Raw genomic sequence first — 15,445 nt, 5'->3', positions numbered from 1 at the left:
AAAACAGATGTGTATATACGCGATTTCCGCCATGCAATTGGCACAACTCCGCGCAAGGTTATGAAATGCGGAAATTCTCGCCCAGATAGACGCGGCGCACATTCTCGTTTTCGACAACCTCATCAGGTGTGCCGGACATCAAAACCTGACCGTCATGCAGGATATAGGCCCGGTCGACAATTTCCAGCGTTTCCCGGACGTTGTGATCGGTGATCAGCACACCAATACCGCGTTTTTTCAAATCCGCGACCAGATGGCGAATATCCCCAACACTGATCGGGTCAACGCCTGCAAACGGTTCATCCAGCAGCAGGTATTTGGGGTCTGCGGCCAAACAGCGCGCGATCTCAACACGGCGGCGCTCGCCGCCTGACAACGCCAGAGCCGGGGCCCGGCGCAAGTGTTCGATCGAGAAGTCAGACAACAGCTCTTCCAAACGCTCTTTGCGCTTATGCGCATGAGAGACCGTGATATCCAGAACGGCAGCAATGTTGTCCTCGACGCTCATGCCGCGAAAGATCGACATCTCCTGCGGCAAATAGCCGATCCCCATCCGTGCCCGCCGGTACATCGGCAACGTAGTCACATTCTGGCCGTCTATCGTGACTTTTCCCGCCTCTGGGAACACAAGGCCCGCAACTGAATAGAACGTTGTGGTTTTACCAGACCCGTTCGGCCCCAGCAGCGCCACCACTTCGGACCGGCCCAACGTCATCGAAACATCGCGGATCACCGTCTTTTTTTTGTAGGACTTCCGCAGCTTCTCGATGCGCAGCCCGGAACTGCCCTCGGTCAGTTTCAGGTCGGGACGCGCCATCAGTTGTTTCCCTGCTGCAAGATCGTTTTGACCCGCCCGGTCATTGTCGCAGTGCCCGATGTCAGGTTGGCGTTCATCTGATCGCCACTGATGATGCTGGGGCCCTGTGTCAGCAGGACATTGCCCTTCATGACAATCTCACCCGAGCCGATCTTGTATTCAGCCCAGTCGCCTTCCGCTGCATCCGGCGGGCTGACCAGAACCACATTCTCGGTCGCCTCCATTCGCTCGATCGCCGAGCGTTCCTGATTGTAGATAACCAGCACGCGTTCGGCTGTCAGGCGCATTTCACCCTGTACGACGATGACATTCCCGATGAACTCGGCCGATCCGTCCTCTTGATTGACGTTCAGGGTTTCCGATGTCACCTCGACCGGCAGGCTCGGATCGGCATTCGCGGACCCAAAAGCCACCTGCGCCTCTTGCGCAGTCACGGGCGCGGCGCCCGCGATCAAGGCGAGGCACAAAGGAACAAATCGAAAATCGAACACAAGTTATCTTTCTGCTTTTTCAGGCTCGTATACCAGCTTCACACCGTCTGTAAAAACAATATGGACCGGCCCGTCCGTTTTTTCAGTGCCAAAGGTCATACGCCCCGCGGAAAAGTTACCGATCGGACCGGTTCCGTTCACCTGCCCCGGCGTATCGCCCCGGACTTCGTCCAACGAGGTATTGAGCAGATCCGTCGTAACCTTGAGCCCATCCGCCGTGGTGATGACCACGTCACCAACAAAGGTTGCTGTTCCACTATCCGGACGGATCAGGCCGGAATTCGAATCCAGCGTAATTGTGCCGCCATTGAGCAGCCCAAAGCGGCCGCGAAACTCGGACGCGGTCGGAACCGACGCCTCGGTGCCCTGCGTGGCTTGCACCGCCTCGATATGCACGGTCTCTCCCTTGCGGGTCGTTCCGCGGTAATCCGGCCGCGTTACCACCTGTTGTGCCAGTCTCTCATCAATGTCTTTCTGCGCGAAAGGTACGGAAACGTTTGTTTCGATGCTGCGGGACAGCAGGAATACCGTGGACAACATCACAATAGCCGCAAGCGGCAACAGCACCTTCAGGAACTGCACCATGCGGGAATATCTGTCCACTTCAGCCTCCCTCAGCCCAGACCGACGCGCAGGCAGTCGTGGATATGAAGCAGCCCCAAAGCCTGACCTGATGTCGCCTCGTCAACCACGAAGAGCGAGGTGATCTTACGGTCATTCATGATTGCAACCGCTTCTTCCGCCAACGCACCCGGGGATATGGTTGTGGGGTTGGGGGTCATGACCTGCTCGGTCGTTTTGTTCAGCAGCCCATCCATGTGGCGCCGCAAGTCACCGTCCGTAATGATCCCTGCCAATTGACCCTGCGGGTCTGTTACGCCAGCAACACCAAACCCCTTCTGGCTGATTTCGATCAGCGCATCGCTCATCGGAGTATGTGCCGCAACCAAAGGAAGGGCCTCTCCGACATGCATCAGGTCGCGCACCGTGCTCAGCCGAGCGCCCAGTTTGCCGCCGGGATGGAAGGCACGGAAATCCTCGGGCCGGAAATCACGGTATTTCATGAGGGCAATCGCCAGTGCATCCCCTATGGCAAGGGTCAGCGTTGTGGAGATCGACGGCACCATACCAAAACCGCAGGCCTCGCCCATCGACGGGATCAGAAGATGTACGTCGGCCTGTTTCATCAATGTGCTGTCAGGTTTGCTGGACAATCCAATCAGCGGAATGCCAAAGCGGCGCGTAAAGGCCAGCAGATTGGCAAGTTCCGGTGCCTCGCCCGAATTCGAAATCGCCAGAACCACATCACCCTTGGAGACCATGCCAAGATCACCATGGCTGGCCTCGGCCGGATGCACGAAATAGGCAGGCGTTCCGGTGCTGGCCAGCGTGGCCGCAATCTTGTGACCTATGTGGCCTGACTTGCCGATGCCGCTGATGATGATGCGCCCGGTGGCCTGAAGGATCAGCTGCACGGCTTCAGCAAAATGCGCGTCCAGACTGTCGGCAAGTACGTCCAGCGCGCGGGCTTCGTCAGTCACCACCTGACGGGCGGTTTTCAGGAATGCTTCGGGATCGGTCATGAGTGCGCAAAGATATCCGTTTCGAGCCAACCGGCGAGGTCCAGTTTCGCACGCATCGGCAGGAAGTCAAAACAGGCCTGCGCCATTTCAGTCCGGTCCTCGCGAGCCAGCCGAATGTTTAGCGCATCGCGCAGCTGATGCAGATAAAGAACGTCAGACGCAGCATAATCCAATTGAGCGTCCGTTAATGAGGTTGCGCCCCAGTCGCTCATTTGTTGCTGTTTGGAAATATCGACACCGATGAGTTCCTGACACAGGTTCTTGAGCCCATGCCGGTCGGTATAGGTCCGCACCAGGCGGCTGGCAATCTTGGTGCAATAGACCGGCGCGGCCAGAGCACCAAATGTATGGTACATGGCGGCGATGTCGAAGCGCCCGAAATGGAACAGCTTCAGAATGTCAGGGTTTTCCAGCATGGCACATAGGTTCGGCGCCTCAGTCTGGCCTTTTTCCACCTGCACGATATGGCTGTTGCCGTCACCACCCGACATCTGAATCACGCACAAGCGGTCCCGATGTGGGTTCAGACCCATGGTTTCACAGTCAATGGCCACAACAGGGCCCAGATCCAGCCCGTCCGGCAGGTCGTTTTTGTACAAATGGTTCGCCACCCGACTATTCCTTTGTGCGGTATCGCCTCCGAGATAGGCGGTTTGGTCCATAAACTCAACGCCGTCCAAAAGTCACGGGCAAATCCCCGCACCAGGATTGACAATATCCCCATGGGGAGGATAGGGATACATCATGACAAATTTACCCCGCGAGTCGCATCCGCATATCACGGCAAGGCTGAAACGGGCCCACGGGCATCTGGCAAAGGTCATTGCCATGCTTGAAGGTCAGGCGCCCTGTTCTGACATCGCCCAACAGCTGTTTGCCGTTGAAAAAGCGGTCACCAACGCCAAGCGCGCCTTGATCCATGATCACATCGACCATTGCCTGTCTTCCGATGGCGATAGCGGCGGGATCGAGGATTTCAAAGCCATTACGAAATACCTCTGAACCATGCTGAGCATTCTAAAAAACCGGACCTACCGCCACCTGTTTGCTGCCCAGATCGTCGCCCTGACCGGAACCGGGCTGGCCACAGTCGCGCTTGGGCTGCTGGCCTTTGATCTGGCCGGAGACGCTGCTGGCCTTGTGCTGGGCACCGCGCTAACGATCAAGATGGTGGCCTATGTCACCGTGGCCCCCCTGGCCGCTGCATTTGCCGAGCGGCTGGACCGTCGGAAGATGCTGGTTCTTCTGGACCTGATCCGCGCCGCAGTCGCGGTATGCCTGCCTTTCGTGACCGAGGTCTGGCAAATCTATGTGCTGATCTTCGTGCTACAATCCGCCTCGGCAGGCTTTACGCCTGCTTTTCAGGCAACGATCCCGGACGTCTTGCCGGACGAAAACGAGTATACCCGCGCTTTGTCACTGTCACGTCTTGCCTACGACATGGAAAGCCTGCTGAGCCCGATGTTTGCCGCGGCACTTCTGTTGCTGGTCAGCTTCAACAGCCTGTTCTGGGGCACAGCGCTGGGGTTTGTTGCCTCGGCATTGCTGGTGGTCTCGGTCGTCCTGCCCTCGCCCAAGCCCAGCAAACCACGCGGAATCTATGACCGCACGACACGCGGAATTCGCATCTACCTGAAAACGCCCCGGCTAAGGGGGCTGCTTGCGCTTAATTGGAGCGCCGCAGCGCTGAGTTCGATGGTAATCGTCAACACAGTGGTCATCGTGCGGGCCACCCTTGGCCTGTCAGAAAGCGCCGTGGCCATTGCACTGGCCGGATTTGGCGGCGGGTCGATGCTGGCGGCGTTTACTCTGCCCCGACTGCTGGATCGGATCGAGGATCGCAAGGTTATGCTGTCCGGAGCCATTCTTGCGTCGGGCGCTATGGCCGTCGCCTCGGTTCTGACCGCGACGATCCCGCTTACGCTGGGTGTCCTTGCCGTTTTTTGGGCTTTTACTGGCTTTGGGTATTCTACAACCCTTACGCCTTCGGGTCGTTTGTTGACCCGTTCGGCCCATCCCGAAGACCGCCCAGCTGTCTTTGCCGCACAGTTTACTCTGTCACACGGTTGCTGGTTGGTGCTGTATCCGCTGGCTGGATGGATAATGACCGTCTATGGGCCGACTGTTGCGCTCGGCAGTATGTCCATTCTGTCCGTGGCAGGCGTGATTGTGGCAGTCAGCCTTTGGCCGCGTGACGATCAGGAACCGGTTGTTCACACTCACCCCGATCTGCCAGCCGATCATCCGCATCTGGCCGGGGCGGGCCCGCACGCGCACCCGATCATAATCGACGACCTGCACCCACGCATACCGCGTGAGCCTTGAGAAAGGGCGTCAATCTGATCTAAACCCGGACTTACCGCAAACCGGAGCCCCAATGGACCAGCTAGACCGCCGTATCATCGCCGCCCTGCAAGCCAATGCGCGTGCCTCGACCACGCAGATCGCGGCCTCGCTGGGTGTGGCCCGCACAACTGTGCATGAACGGATCAGTCGGCTGGAGCATCGCGGCGTAATCACGGGATACACCGTGCGCCTTGGGTCCACAGAAGACACGCCCAAAGTGCAGGTCATCGTCATGCTGGAAGTGCAGCAGAAGGAAACCAACCGGATCCTTAAACGGCTCGAGGCCTATCCCGAGGTCAAACTGTGCCTGTCGATCAACGGCGAATTCGATCTGATGCTGACCGCAGATGCCCCGAGGCTGGAGGATCTGGACATTCTGGTGGACGATCTGGCGAAGATCCCCGGCGTCCTGCGCACCAATACAAGCGTTGTTTTCGGGCGCAGGATCGACCGAAACTGAGGCTGCGATAACCCTCTGTAAACCGATCGGCGGCTAGCTTGGCCGGGAACACCAGAATCCCGGACCGGCAGAATGCCAATTCGCAGAATACCGATTGCTTTCATGATACTGCTTGTGCTGTTGGCGCAGGCGGGTTCTGCTACGCACGCAGCACCGACAGGCGGGCTTTGTGATCAGGCCGCGCACCGTGCGGCACTGTCCGAAGATGTTCCGCTGGACGTGCTGCGCGCCATAACTCGCGTCGAAACCGGCCGACAGATAGACGGGCAGTTGCAGCCCTGGCCTTGGGCCATAAATGCCGAAGGTCAGGGGTATTGGTTCAAGTCCGAGGCCGAGGCCAAGGCCTATGTTTTCAAAATTTTCAAAGCAGGCTCTCGCAGCTTTGACGTCGGGTGTTTCCAGGTCAATTATCGCTGGCATGGCAAGGCCTTCCGCTCGATCGATGCGATGTTTGATCCGGATGCGAACGCAACCTACGCCGCCCGCTTCCTGAAAGACCTTTATTTCGAGCTTGGTTCGTGGCCGGCTGCGGCCGGGGCGTATCATTCCCGAACGAATGCTCTGGCCGAAGCTTATCGTGGTCGGTTCCAGACAGTGATGGCTCAATTGGACAACCCGCCCTCGCACGGGTTTTCTGGCAAGTCACCCGATCCGTTCACAAGGGCCGGAACGCCCTTGATTCCGATGCTAGTGGCCGCACCCGCCACCACTGCCCTGGGCTCTCTGGTGCCGACCAACGACACAGTTACTGCCTTCATCCCTTTCAATTAGGAAACCTTCGTGCCCCAGTTTGACATCCGGTCCCTGTTTTCACCCACTGTCCTGCTGGCGCTGGCGCTGATGACCGTCATCGTCATGATGATCCTGCCCATGCCTGCCTGGGTGCTGGATGTGGGGCTAGCCGCCTCTTTCGCGCTGGCCATCCTGATTTTCACTCTGACGCTGTTCATCGAACGTCCGCTGGATTTCTCGTCCTTCCCAACGATCCTGCTGGCATCGCTGATGCTGCGCCTGTCGCTGAACGTCTCGTCGACCAAACTGATCATCGGTCAGGGGCATACTGGACCCAACGCAGCTGGTGACGTGATTGAAGGGTTCGCCAATTTCGTCATGGGCGGCAGCATCTTTCTGGGTCTTGTGGTTTTCGGCGTACTGCTGATCGTGAATTTCATGGTCATCACCAAAGGGGCCGCCCGTATGGCCGAGGTCGGCGCGCGCTTTGCCTTGGACGGGATGCCGGGCAAGCAGCTTGCCATCGACAGCGACATGTCAGCCGGGGCCATCGACCATCAGCAAGCCAAGGAACGGCGAGAACGCGAACAGCAGGAAACGACATTCTTCGGCTCGCTCGACGGTGCGTCGAAATTTGTCAAAGGTGATGCCGTTGCCGGCCTTCTGATCACTCTTTTGAACCTTGTTATGGGTTTGGTCATGGGGGTGATCGTGCACGGAATGCCGGTGGCTTTCGCGTTCGAGACTTATGCAATCCTGACCGTCGGTGATGGTCTGGTCTCGCAAATCCCTGCGGTTATCATCTCGATTGCCTCTGCATTGCTGCTGGCGCGCGGCGGAACACAGGGTGCCACCGACAATGCCATTTTCTCCCAACTCGGGCGGCATCCGGCTGCGCTGTCTACCGTGGCGGTTCTTATGGTTCTGTTTGCGCTGGTGCCCGGCCTGCCTTTCCTGCCGTTCATCCTCGGTGCAGCTGTACTTGGTTATGCGGCCTACAGAGTTCGGAAAAAGCAGAAAGAAACAGACCCGTCATTGCATTCGCAGGCGACCGAAACCGAGGTGTCGGTCTCGCAGGCTATTGGTGATATTCTGGACTTGGATGACGTGCACCTTGAATTCGCACCCGATCTGGTAAGCTTGGTTTTGAATCCCGGAACCGGGTTGGATGCCCGCATCGCCAATATGCGCAACTACGTGGCGTCTACCTTCGGATTGATCCTGCCCGAAATTCGCCTGACTGATCGAGCCGACCTGCCAACCGGAACCTATGTGATCAAGGTTCAGGGGGTCGAACAGGCGCGCGGCGTTCTGAACCCCGATCTGGTTCTGGCTCTGGTTCAGGACGGGTTCGATCTGTTGCCCGAAGGCAATGACGTGACCGAGCCGGTTTACGGCGCGCCTGCCCGCTGGATCCTGCCCAAACATCAGGAGGACGCAGCGCTGAACGGGGCCACTATCGTCTCACCGCCCGAGATCCTGGCCACGCATCTGCTAGAGATTATCAAGCAGAACTTCTCGCGCTTGCTGACGTTGAAATCCCTGCGCCGCCTGCTGACCGAAATGACCCGCCTGAGCGACCCAGTTCGGGCTGAGGCAAACCGCAAGTTGCTGGATGAATTGATCCCCGACAAAGTGCCAATGGACACATTGCACGCCGTTCTGCGACTGCTTCTGGAGGAACGGGTTTCGATCCGGAACATGGCCCTGATCCTTGAAAGCGTTGCCGAAGCACGGCTGACAACCACCCAGCCTGAAGGCATCTGCGAATTGGTACGCCAGCGTCTCGGATTTCAACTGGTCGCCGATATGAAGCGTGAGGATGGCTCGATCCCGCTGATCCAACTGGCCCCCGAGTGGGAGGAAACGTTCACCACCTATCAGGTCGACGCGCCCAGCGCCGGACTGGATGTCGCGCTACCGCCGAACCTGTTTAACAAGCTGGCCGACGGCATGGTCAGCTGTATCGCCAGATCTGCTGATAACGGTTTGTTTCCTGCTGTCGTGACCTCGACCCGGCGACGCCGGTTGTTGCGTACGATCATGCATGCGCGCGGTGTTCCAAACCCGGTCCTTTCTTTTGAGGAAATCGGGTTGGAAGCCAAACCCGCGCTGGTAGGAACTGTTCCCGCGTGATCGCTCTGCCGCCAGAATTGTTGACGCAGCTGGTCGAACCGCTCTGGCAGGCCTTCGCGGTTTTTCTGCGCGTCTCTGCTTTGGTTTCGCTGCTGCCTGCTTTCGGCGAGCGCAGCATTCCAACACGGATGAAACTGGGGATATCCGTCGCCTTTACCCTGATCATTTTTCCGGCAACCCAACCTTTGGACCTGTCTCTCAACCTGTGGACGCTGGGGCGGTTGGTTGGGACAGAAATCCTGATTGGGCTGGCGCTTGGAACCGGGCTGCGGCTGTTTGTTTTGGCGCTGCAAACCGCCGGATCCATTGCCGCGCAATCCACGTCATTGTCGCAATTGCTGGGTGCGGCGGCCACTGATCCTGTTCCGGCAATGGGATACCTGCTAACGATCGCGGGGCTAACGCTTGCCGTCATCATGGGCTTGCACGTACGGGCCGCGCAATTCCTGATCCAGAGTTATGCCCTATTCCCCATGGGGTTGGTGCCAAGCTCGGCAGATTTGTCCCATTGGGGAGTGCGACAAATCTCACGCAGCTTTGGGTTGGCCTTCTCGCTGGCAACGCCATTCGTCATCGCCTCGTTGATCTACAATCTTGCACTTGGGGTTATCAACCGGGCCATGCCGCAATTGATGGTCGCCTTCGTGGGCGCGCCAGCAATAACGTTTGCCGGGCTGTTTCTGCTGTTTACGGGCGCACCATTGATCCTCTCTGTTTGGTCTGACGCGCTGATTGCCTTCTTCATGAACCCGATCGGAGGCCAGCGATGAGCGGTGCCGATGACGACAGCGACAAGTCATACGAGCCGACGCCGCAAAAGCTCCAAAAAGCCCGTGAAAAGGGTGAAGTTCCCAAGTCCAACGACTTGTCGGTTGTTGCGGCATATACCGGACTGCTGATCGCATTGTTGGCGGCAGGGCAGTACGCGGTCGCGCAATTGGGAACTCTGTTCATGGTCCTGATCGACCAATCCGACCAGATCGCGAACCTTCTGAACATGGGACCTGCGACAGCGACGGTTGCCGGAATTCTGAGTGGCGCGTTACCACCCATTGCCGTGCTTTTCTGCCTGCCCGCGGTGGCCGTTCTGCTAAACCTGATTGCCCAACGCACGCTGGTGTTCGCCCCCAGCAAACTGAAACCAAAGCTTTCGCGGATTTCCCTTGTTTCGAATGCCAAAAACAAGTTCGGGCGCGGTGGCTTGTTCGAGTTCGCCAAGAGTGCAACCAAACTGGCGATTTACAGCCTGTGCCTCGCACTTTTCATCAAGTCGAATCTGGCCGAAATTCTGTCTGCCAGCGCGGCCCCGGCAAAGTCATCCATACTGCTGATGATGAACCTGTTGTTTCGCTTCCTGTTCATTGTGGTTGCCATCGCACTCGGCATCGGCGTTATCGACTTTCTGTGGCAATACGCCGAGCACATGCGCAAGAACCGCATGTCGCGCAAAGAGATCCAGGATGAAACTAAGGACGCCGAAGGCGACCCGTATGTAAAGCAACACCGCCGTCAACGTGCACAGGAGATCGCCTCGAGCCAGATGATGGCAGATGTTCCGGGCGCGGATGTTGTTATCGTAAACCCCACCCATTTTGCTGTTGCACTGAAATGGACCAGGGCTACTGGCAGCGCACCTGTTTGTGTTGCCAAAGGTGTGGATGCAGTAGCCGCTTCCATCCGTTCTGCTGCGGCTCAGGCCGGCGTTCCGATCCGCTCGGATCCTCCGACGGCGCGTGCGCTTCACGCAACTGTCGACATCGGGCAGGAGATCTCCGAAGAACATTTTCGCCCCGTTGCCGCTGCAATCAGGTTCGCCGAAGCGATGCGGAAACGTGCAAAGGAGCAGATCCGATGAAGGACACTCAGTTAAGCGGGCTGGACAAAATAGCCGACGTCGCTTTCCAGAAGCAATTTCAGACACTCCGCCCAATCCTCGAGGCCGAGGCCAGAATTCAGCACCAATTGGCGAAACTGGATCATCAGCTTGACCAGATGCGCAAAGCCAGCGGTTTGACTGAAGGATATCAGATATCGGGGGGCGACATTCTTTGGCGTGGCTGGGAATCTGCCACGCGCCGCGCGTTGAACATGCGACTTGCCCAAACGCGCGCTCAGAAACTTGCCGGTATGGAGGCGCTCAGAATTGCTTTTGGACGCAAACAAGCCGTCGCAACCCTGCGAGAGCAGCAGCTGAAAAGCCATCGGCAGGCCGTTGCCCGAAAGCAAACCCGTTAATGCTGGCCGGATCCGCACCGTGAAGCGAACTTCGTCAGGTATCTTGACGGTTCACGCTCATGATCAGCACTTTTGAAACATCTTCACCCAGTTCTTTTTTTGCCTCTTCCAACAGGGACTTACGCAAGACATCCAGATTTCGGGATTCGGTGAACGTCCCATCAAAACCCCCGGTATTTGCGTGATCAAACAGAACCTGAAGAAAGCCATCCCGCAGCTTGGGTTCAATGGAATAAAACGTTTCTTCAATTGCTGTGTTCGCCTCAATGCTGAGAGACAAAGTGACCATCGCTTCGATTTCGTCGTCCGCAACCACCGGAACGACAAAATGCTTGGTCAACTTTAAGTACGCATAGGCGGGCTTTTTTTCCTTGGACTTTTCAGACTTCCCGTGATCGGCTTTCTCTTCTTTTGCCACTTCTTTTTCGGCGGTTGTTTTGTCGGGCTCGCCCGAAGGTGACAGAAACAGCCCGGCACCGATACCCGCACCCAGGCCGACAATCAGGAAAACGACTGGAACCAGTTTTGCAATCACGGTCGCACCTCAGAACGGCAAGAGTGAATCAAGAACTTGCTGGCCGTATCGGGGTTGCTGGACATCCGTAATCTGACCTCTTCCACCATAAGACACCCGCGCCGAGGCGATCTTGTCGTAGGTGACTTCGTTTTGTCGCGAGATATCCTGAGGGCGGACATACCCGGCTACCAAAAGCTCGCGCAGTTCAAAATTAACCCGCAATTCCTGCGAGCCGGATATCGAAAGAACCCCGTTCGGCAGAACATCCAGGACCGTCGCGGCGACACGCAGTGTCAGTTTCTCGTTTCGCCTCACAGATCCCCGCCCGGAACTTGAGGAATCCGCTTCGATTGACACGGCTTCATCCAGTGATGCCCCGTCAGGTAAGTGTTTTTGCACGCGCTGGGGCAAACCAAAGAGGCCAGGAACCTCAAGGTTTTCCGAGCCTGATCTGGACCGTCTGGTGTTGTTTGATATCTCAGCTTTTTCATCCAGCTCGATGACTACGGTCAGGATGTCACCTTTCTTGATCGCCCGCTGATCGCCCAGCAAGGATTGCTGCCCTCCGCTCCAAAGAGATGAGCGGTCAACGGTGCGTTGTGGTTGCGTGTGCAAGGGCAGACCCGGCCACAGCATGGCAACCTGCTCGGGAGATTCTTCGTTTGGTGTAAAACTCGGGGGCTTGCCAAGATGATCCAGACGACCACACGCGGCCAAAGACAAAGCTATGAGAAGGAGAGTTTTCGACAGTCCGGTCATCACTTAACCTCGACTTGGCCATCCGCGCGGATTTGGCCGGTTACAGTTGTTCTGGACGACAGGTTCATGACCCGGATGCGATCCCCAGCAGCGCCACGCCCCAAGGCGCGGCCTTCCGCAGTTATCGACAAGGCTTGGCGGTCAAATATCAGGACAACCAGATCGTTGCGGTCAACGATGGCGGGGGGGCCTACATCAACTTCTCGGACCGGCCTGCCGGGATACAGTGCCACCCGCGCCTCTTGCCCGATCAGAAAATCAGGGTCAGTCACCGCACCGGAGACATCCGTCGGGCTTGTTTTCAAATCAGTTGCAGAAATGATCTCCTTGGCCCGGATCGTGCGGGTTGGGACCACAATGTCAGCCTGTGCTGCGATTGGAGCCAGTAGTGCCAAATATATGCCGAGTCCTCGCATCATCGCACCTGCGTTGTCGCGCTCATCATTTGATCCACAGCCGAGATGACTTTGGCATTCATCTCGTAGCCGCGCTGCGCCTCGATAAGTTCGGTTACCTCGCGCACTGCATCGACCGAGCTGTCTTCCAGATAACCCTGCCGCAATGTGCCCAGCCCATCACTTCCCGGAGTTCCCAGCACCGGGGCACCCGACGCCTCGGTCTCCTTGAACAGATTGCTGCCAATGGCTTCCAGCCCCTTGGCGTTCGAAAAGCTGGCAAGGACAAACTCACCCAGCAACTGCCCCTCGGGAGAGTCGTCGAAATAAGCATAGACCTCACCCGCGGCATTGATCGAAATTGACCGTGCGTCGTCGGGAACGGTGAGTTCCGGCGAAACCGCATAACCATCGGAGGTTACAATCAGACCCTCTGCCGACCGCTTGAGGCTGCCGTCACGCGTATACGCCGACTGACCGCTGGGCAGCGTGACTTCCAGATATCCGCGCCCCTCGATCGCCACGTCCAGATCACTGCCGGTGGCTGACAAAGCACCTTGTTCCAGTTGCACGGTAACAGCTGCGGGCCGCACGCCCAGACCAAGTTGAATACCCGTCGGCAATACTGTTCCGTCCGAGGCGTTTACGGTTCCGGCGCGCGCCATCTGTTGATAATGCAAATCGGCAAATTCGGCCCGGCGGGCGTTGTAGCCGGTGGTGTTCATGTTTGCCAGGTTGTTCGAAATCGTTTCGACCCGCATCTGTTGCGCGGTCATTCCGGTGGCGGCAATTTTCAGGGCTCTCATGTCAAACTCTCCTTTTACCGTTCAGCGCATCAGCGCCTTGAGCGCCCCGCGCACGCGTTCGTCTTCGCTGTCAAGAAAGCTTTGTCCCAGCTCATAGGCGCGCTGGATTTCCACCAAGCGGGTCACCTGCTGCATAGCGTTGACGTTCGAACCTTCGAGAAAGCGATGCAAAACAACGGGTTCATCAACCGGGTCTATCGCACCATTGGCACGAAACCGCGTATTTCCTTCGCGGACCAGCTCCTGCGGATCAGCGACATTGAAAACGCCCAACTGGCCCAGAAACTGGCCGTTGACACTCAACGTCCCATCACTGCCGACATCAATCGAAGCTGCATCGGGCGGGATAAAGACCGGGGCACCGTTGGCATCCAGAACACGCGCACCATCCATCGCAACCAGATCGCCTTCGGCATTTGGCGAGAAACTGCCCGCACGCGTCAGCCGGTTGCCATCCGGGGTTTCAACCATGAAAAACCCGTCCCCTTCGATGGCGAAATCAAACTGCCCTCCGGTTTTCGTAAGCACACCTTGTTGCAACGATGTGTTGCGCGCCTCGGCCCGGCTCATGGAGAGGGACGGATTGTTCGGAATGTCCCGCACGTATTCCGAAAACACCAGCCCCTGCTGGCGATATCCGGTCGTGTTGGCATTTGCGATGTTATTCGCCACCAGTCGCATTTCATTCATTAGCCCGGACTGGCGGGACAGGGTGACGTAAGCCGTGTCCATCAGCGGCCTCCTGCAATCAAGGGAACAAGCGTTCCGGTAAAAAACGTAACAAGGGTCTGAGTCATGAACCCCATCGAAATCCAGAACACGATGACAATGGCGATCAATTTGGGAACGAAGGTCAGGGTCATCTCTTGTATCGAGGTCAGCGCCTGGAACAGACCGACAATCAGGCCAGAAACCAGAGCCACGGCAAGGATCGGGACGGATGTAATGACCGCAACCCACAACGCCTGACGAACGATGTCATAAAAAAGCCCTTCGCTGAGCATCGGGTCAGACCGGCATTCTCAGGATTTCCTGATAGGCTTCGACCACTTTGTTGCGGACGATCACTGCGGTTTCTACCGCCAGTTCGGTCTGGGCCAGCGCCTGAACCAGTGCATGGGGATCAGCCTGACCGACCATCGCAGACTGAGACATCTGTTCGCTGTGTCTGAGCGTGGCTGCAAAGTCCTGAAAGGTCGCCCTCAATCCTTGTGCCGCCCCGCCATGATCGGGATCGGCCTGTGTGGCAGAGCGTGCGCCGGCATAATTCTGCGCGGCGTTGAGTGATCGGATATCCATTCTGGCAGTCCTTATTTTCTGAGCAATTCCATCAGCGACGACGACATCTGCCGCGTCTGATCAAACATCTTTAGGTTGGCCTCATAACTGCGCTGGGCTTCCCGCGCGTCCGCGATTTCAATCATCAAATCGACGTTTGAGCCTTGGAAGTGACCACTTGCATCTGCCAACGGATGACCGGGGTCGTAGATGCGGCTCAGCGAACGCTGGTCAAGCGTCACACGGCCGGCCTGCACCATGTCCCCACCGTTTTTCTGCACGGTTTCAAACGGTACGGTTTTGCGTCGATAGCCGGGCGTGTCCGCGTTCGAGATGTTTTCGGACACATGCCGCAAACGCGCGGATTGCGCGCGCAAAGCACTGGCTGACGCAGCAAGGGAATGGGAAAAATCGCTCATACCTGCCGCCCCTTATCCGCGACCCAAACTGGTTCGCAGAATGTCCATTGAGGATTTGTAGATCGCCAGCGCTCGGTCGTGCTGTCGTTTGACCTCGACCGATTTAAGCATCTCTTCCTCAAGCGACACACCATTGCCATTGGGATCACCTGATGGGACAGCTTCAACCTCAGCCCAGTTTTGCGCACCGATACTGCCATGCAGATGGCCCGGCCGCGTGGCGTCCATGGTCACGTCATGCCCGGTGGTTTCGAAAGCTTTCTGAAAGGCCTCGATATCGCGCGGCTGATAGCCCGGCGTATCCGCATTGGCCATGTTGCGTGCAATGACCGCTTGCCGTTGCCCGGCATGGGTTGCCATTGCGTACGCTGTCTTAAAGACGTTCAGGTCATAGAACATCGGGGCTTCTCCCTCGATCAATTTCAATCAAGGCTTAACCCTGATTCCTTTAGAAACCGTTTTCAGAACTCA

Annotated in this window: 22 protein-coding genes; 8 read left to right on the top strand and 14 right to left on the bottom strand. The window is 57.4% G+C overall.

From position 1 onward, the window contains the following. Positions 1-58 precede the first annotated feature (58 nt). Genes lptB through ACR0AD_RS15005 form a run of 5 tightly spaced genes read right to left on the bottom strand, consistent with a single transcriptional unit; the run spans position 59 to position 3,502 of the window. The gene (gene lptB / locus ACR0AD_RS15025) at positions 59-817 is read right to left on the bottom strand and encodes an LPS export ABC transporter ATP-binding protein (RefSeq protein WP_480474775.1); all 759 of its coding nucleotides are present in this window, start codon (positions 815-817) and stop codon (positions 59-61) included. Then, a complete protein-coding gene (locus tag ACR0AD_RS15020) occupies positions 817-1,308 on the bottom strand; it encodes an LptA/OstA family protein (protein WP_480483925.1) in 492 nt (163 codons plus the stop codon). Before ACR0AD_RS15020 ends, lptB begins: the two co-directional genes overlap by 1 nt. Positions 1,309-1,311: 3 nt before the next feature. Next, positions 1,312-1,911 carry an LPS export ABC transporter periplasmic protein LptC gene (gene lptC / locus ACR0AD_RS15015; RefSeq protein ID WP_267363092.1) on the bottom strand — a complete coding sequence of 200 codons (600 nt, stop codon included), beginning with the start codon at positions 1,909-1,911 and terminating at the stop codon, positions 1,312-1,314. An 11-nt stretch (positions 1,912-1,922) separates the two neighbouring features. Then, on the bottom strand, positions 1,923-2,891 hold the full coding sequence (locus ACR0AD_RS15010) for a KpsF/GutQ family sugar-phosphate isomerase (RefSeq protein WP_480488127.1): 969 nt from the start codon (positions 2,889-2,891) through the stop codon (positions 1,923-1,925). Then, positions 2,888-3,502 (bottom strand): ribonuclease D, encoded by a 615-nt coding sequence (locus tag ACR0AD_RS15005; RefSeq protein WP_480488129.1) that lies wholly within the window; start codon positions 3,500-3,502, stop codon positions 2,888-2,890. Before ACR0AD_RS15005 ends, ACR0AD_RS15010 begins: the two co-directional genes overlap by 4 nt. A 133-nt stretch (positions 3,503-3,635) precedes the next feature. Between ACR0AD_RS15005 and ACR0AD_RS15000 the strand changes: the two genes are divergently transcribed. The 8 genes from ACR0AD_RS15000 (at position 3,636) to ACR0AD_RS14965 (ending at position 10,800) form a co-directional block, all read left to right on the top strand. Further along, entirely contained in the window at positions 3,636-3,893 is a 258-nt protein-coding gene (locus ACR0AD_RS15000) for a metal-sensing transcriptional repressor (protein WP_480474768.1), read from the top strand. Positions 3,894-3,896: 3 nt separating this feature from the next. Next, entirely contained in the window at positions 3,897-5,216 is a 1,320-nt protein-coding gene (locus tag ACR0AD_RS14995) for an MFS transporter (RefSeq protein ID WP_480488131.1), read from the top strand. Between the two features lie 52 nt (positions 5,217-5,268). Continuing rightward, a complete protein-coding gene (locus tag ACR0AD_RS14990) occupies positions 5,269-5,697 on the top strand; it encodes an Lrp/AsnC family transcriptional regulator (RefSeq protein ID WP_480474766.1) in 429 nt (142 codons plus the stop codon). A gap of 72 nt (positions 5,698-5,769) precedes the next feature. Beyond that, positions 5,770-6,468, top strand: a complete 699-nt coding sequence (locus ACR0AD_RS14985) for a transglycosylase SLT domain-containing protein (protein ID WP_480483921.1) — start codon at positions 5,770-5,772, stop codon at positions 6,466-6,468. A gap of 69 nt (positions 6,469-6,537) precedes the next feature. After that, a complete protein-coding gene (gene flhA, locus ACR0AD_RS14980; protein ID WP_480483965.1) occupies positions 6,538-8,565 on the top strand; it encodes a flagellar biosynthesis protein FlhA in 2,028 nt (675 codons plus the stop codon). Next, positions 8,562-9,335, top strand: a complete 774-nt coding sequence (locus tag ACR0AD_RS14975) for a flagellar biosynthetic protein FliR (protein WP_480483920.1) — start codon at positions 8,562-8,564, stop codon at positions 9,333-9,335. The genes flhA and ACR0AD_RS14975 overlap by 4 nt, the downstream gene beginning before the upstream one ends. Then, positions 9,332-10,420, top strand: a complete 1,089-nt coding sequence (locus tag ACR0AD_RS14970) for an EscU/YscU/HrcU family type III secretion system export apparatus switch protein (protein WP_480488133.1) — start codon at positions 9,332-9,334, stop codon at positions 10,418-10,420. Before ACR0AD_RS14975 ends, ACR0AD_RS14970 begins: the two co-directional genes overlap by 4 nt. Next, positions 10,417-10,800 (top strand): hypothetical protein, encoded by a 384-nt coding sequence (locus ACR0AD_RS14965; RefSeq protein WP_480488135.1) that lies wholly within the window; start codon positions 10,417-10,419, stop codon positions 10,798-10,800. The genes ACR0AD_RS14970 and ACR0AD_RS14965 overlap by 4 nt, the downstream gene beginning before the upstream one ends. 34 nt (positions 10,801-10,834) lie before the next feature. Here the strand turns inward: ACR0AD_RS14965 and ACR0AD_RS14960 are convergent, their stop codons facing one another. The 9 genes from ACR0AD_RS14960 to ACR0AD_RS14920 are packed head-to-tail and all read right to left on the bottom strand — an operon-like array spanning position 10,835 to position 15,373. Continuing rightward, positions 10,835-11,335: a flagellar basal body-associated protein FliL gene (locus ACR0AD_RS14960; RefSeq protein WP_480488137.1), complete on the bottom strand. Its 501-nt coding sequence runs from the start codon at positions 11,333-11,335 to the stop codon at positions 10,835-10,837. Positions 11,336-11,344: 9 nt separating this feature from the next. Then, the gene (flgH, locus tag ACR0AD_RS14955; protein WP_480488139.1) at positions 11,345-12,076 is read right to left on the bottom strand and encodes a flagellar basal body L-ring protein FlgH; all 732 of its coding nucleotides are present in this window, start codon (positions 12,074-12,076) and stop codon (positions 11,345-11,347) included. Next, positions 12,076-12,492 (bottom strand): flagellar basal body P-ring formation chaperone FlgA, encoded by a 417-nt coding sequence (gene flgA, locus ACR0AD_RS14950; RefSeq protein WP_480488191.1) that lies wholly within the window; start codon positions 12,490-12,492, stop codon positions 12,076-12,078. Before flgA ends, flgH begins: the two co-directional genes overlap by 1 nt. Continuing rightward, complete coding sequence (gene flgG / locus ACR0AD_RS14945; RefSeq protein WP_480483915.1) at positions 12,492-13,277, bottom strand: flagellar basal-body rod protein FlgG; 786 nt, start codon at positions 13,275-13,277, stop codon at positions 12,492-12,494. The genes flgA and flgG overlap by 1 nt, the downstream gene beginning before the upstream one ends. A 21-nt stretch (positions 13,278-13,298) precedes the next feature. Continuing rightward, positions 13,299-14,009, bottom strand: coding sequence for a flagellar hook-basal body complex protein (locus ACR0AD_RS14940; protein WP_480483914.1), 711 nt, complete (start codon positions 14,007-14,009; stop codon positions 13,299-13,301). After that, the gene (locus ACR0AD_RS14935; protein ID WP_480488141.1) at positions 14,009-14,281 is read right to left on the bottom strand and encodes a flagellar biosynthetic protein FliQ; all 273 of its coding nucleotides are present in this window, start codon (positions 14,279-14,281) and stop codon (positions 14,009-14,011) included. The genes ACR0AD_RS14940 and ACR0AD_RS14935 overlap by 1 nt, the downstream gene beginning before the upstream one ends. 4 nt (positions 14,282-14,285) lie before the next feature. Further along, entirely contained in the window at positions 14,286-14,576 is a 291-nt protein-coding gene (fliE, locus tag ACR0AD_RS14930) for a flagellar hook-basal body complex protein FliE (protein ID WP_480483912.1), read from the bottom strand. Between the two features lie 11 nt (positions 14,577-14,587). Beyond that, positions 14,588-14,974, bottom strand: a complete 387-nt coding sequence (gene flgC, locus ACR0AD_RS14925) for a flagellar basal body rod protein FlgC (protein WP_480488143.1) — start codon at positions 14,972-14,974, stop codon at positions 14,588-14,590. 12 nt (positions 14,975-14,986) lie between these two features. Next, entirely contained in the window at positions 14,987-15,373 is a 387-nt protein-coding gene (locus ACR0AD_RS14920; protein ID WP_480488145.1) for a FlgB family protein, read from the bottom strand. Positions 15,374-15,445: the final 72 nt, after the last annotated feature.

It is taken from the genome of Ruegeria sp. BH8 (assembly GCF_056538065.1).
The sequence above is the reverse complement of the archived record's forward strand: the minus strand, read 5'-3'. Positions and strand labels throughout refer to the sequence as shown.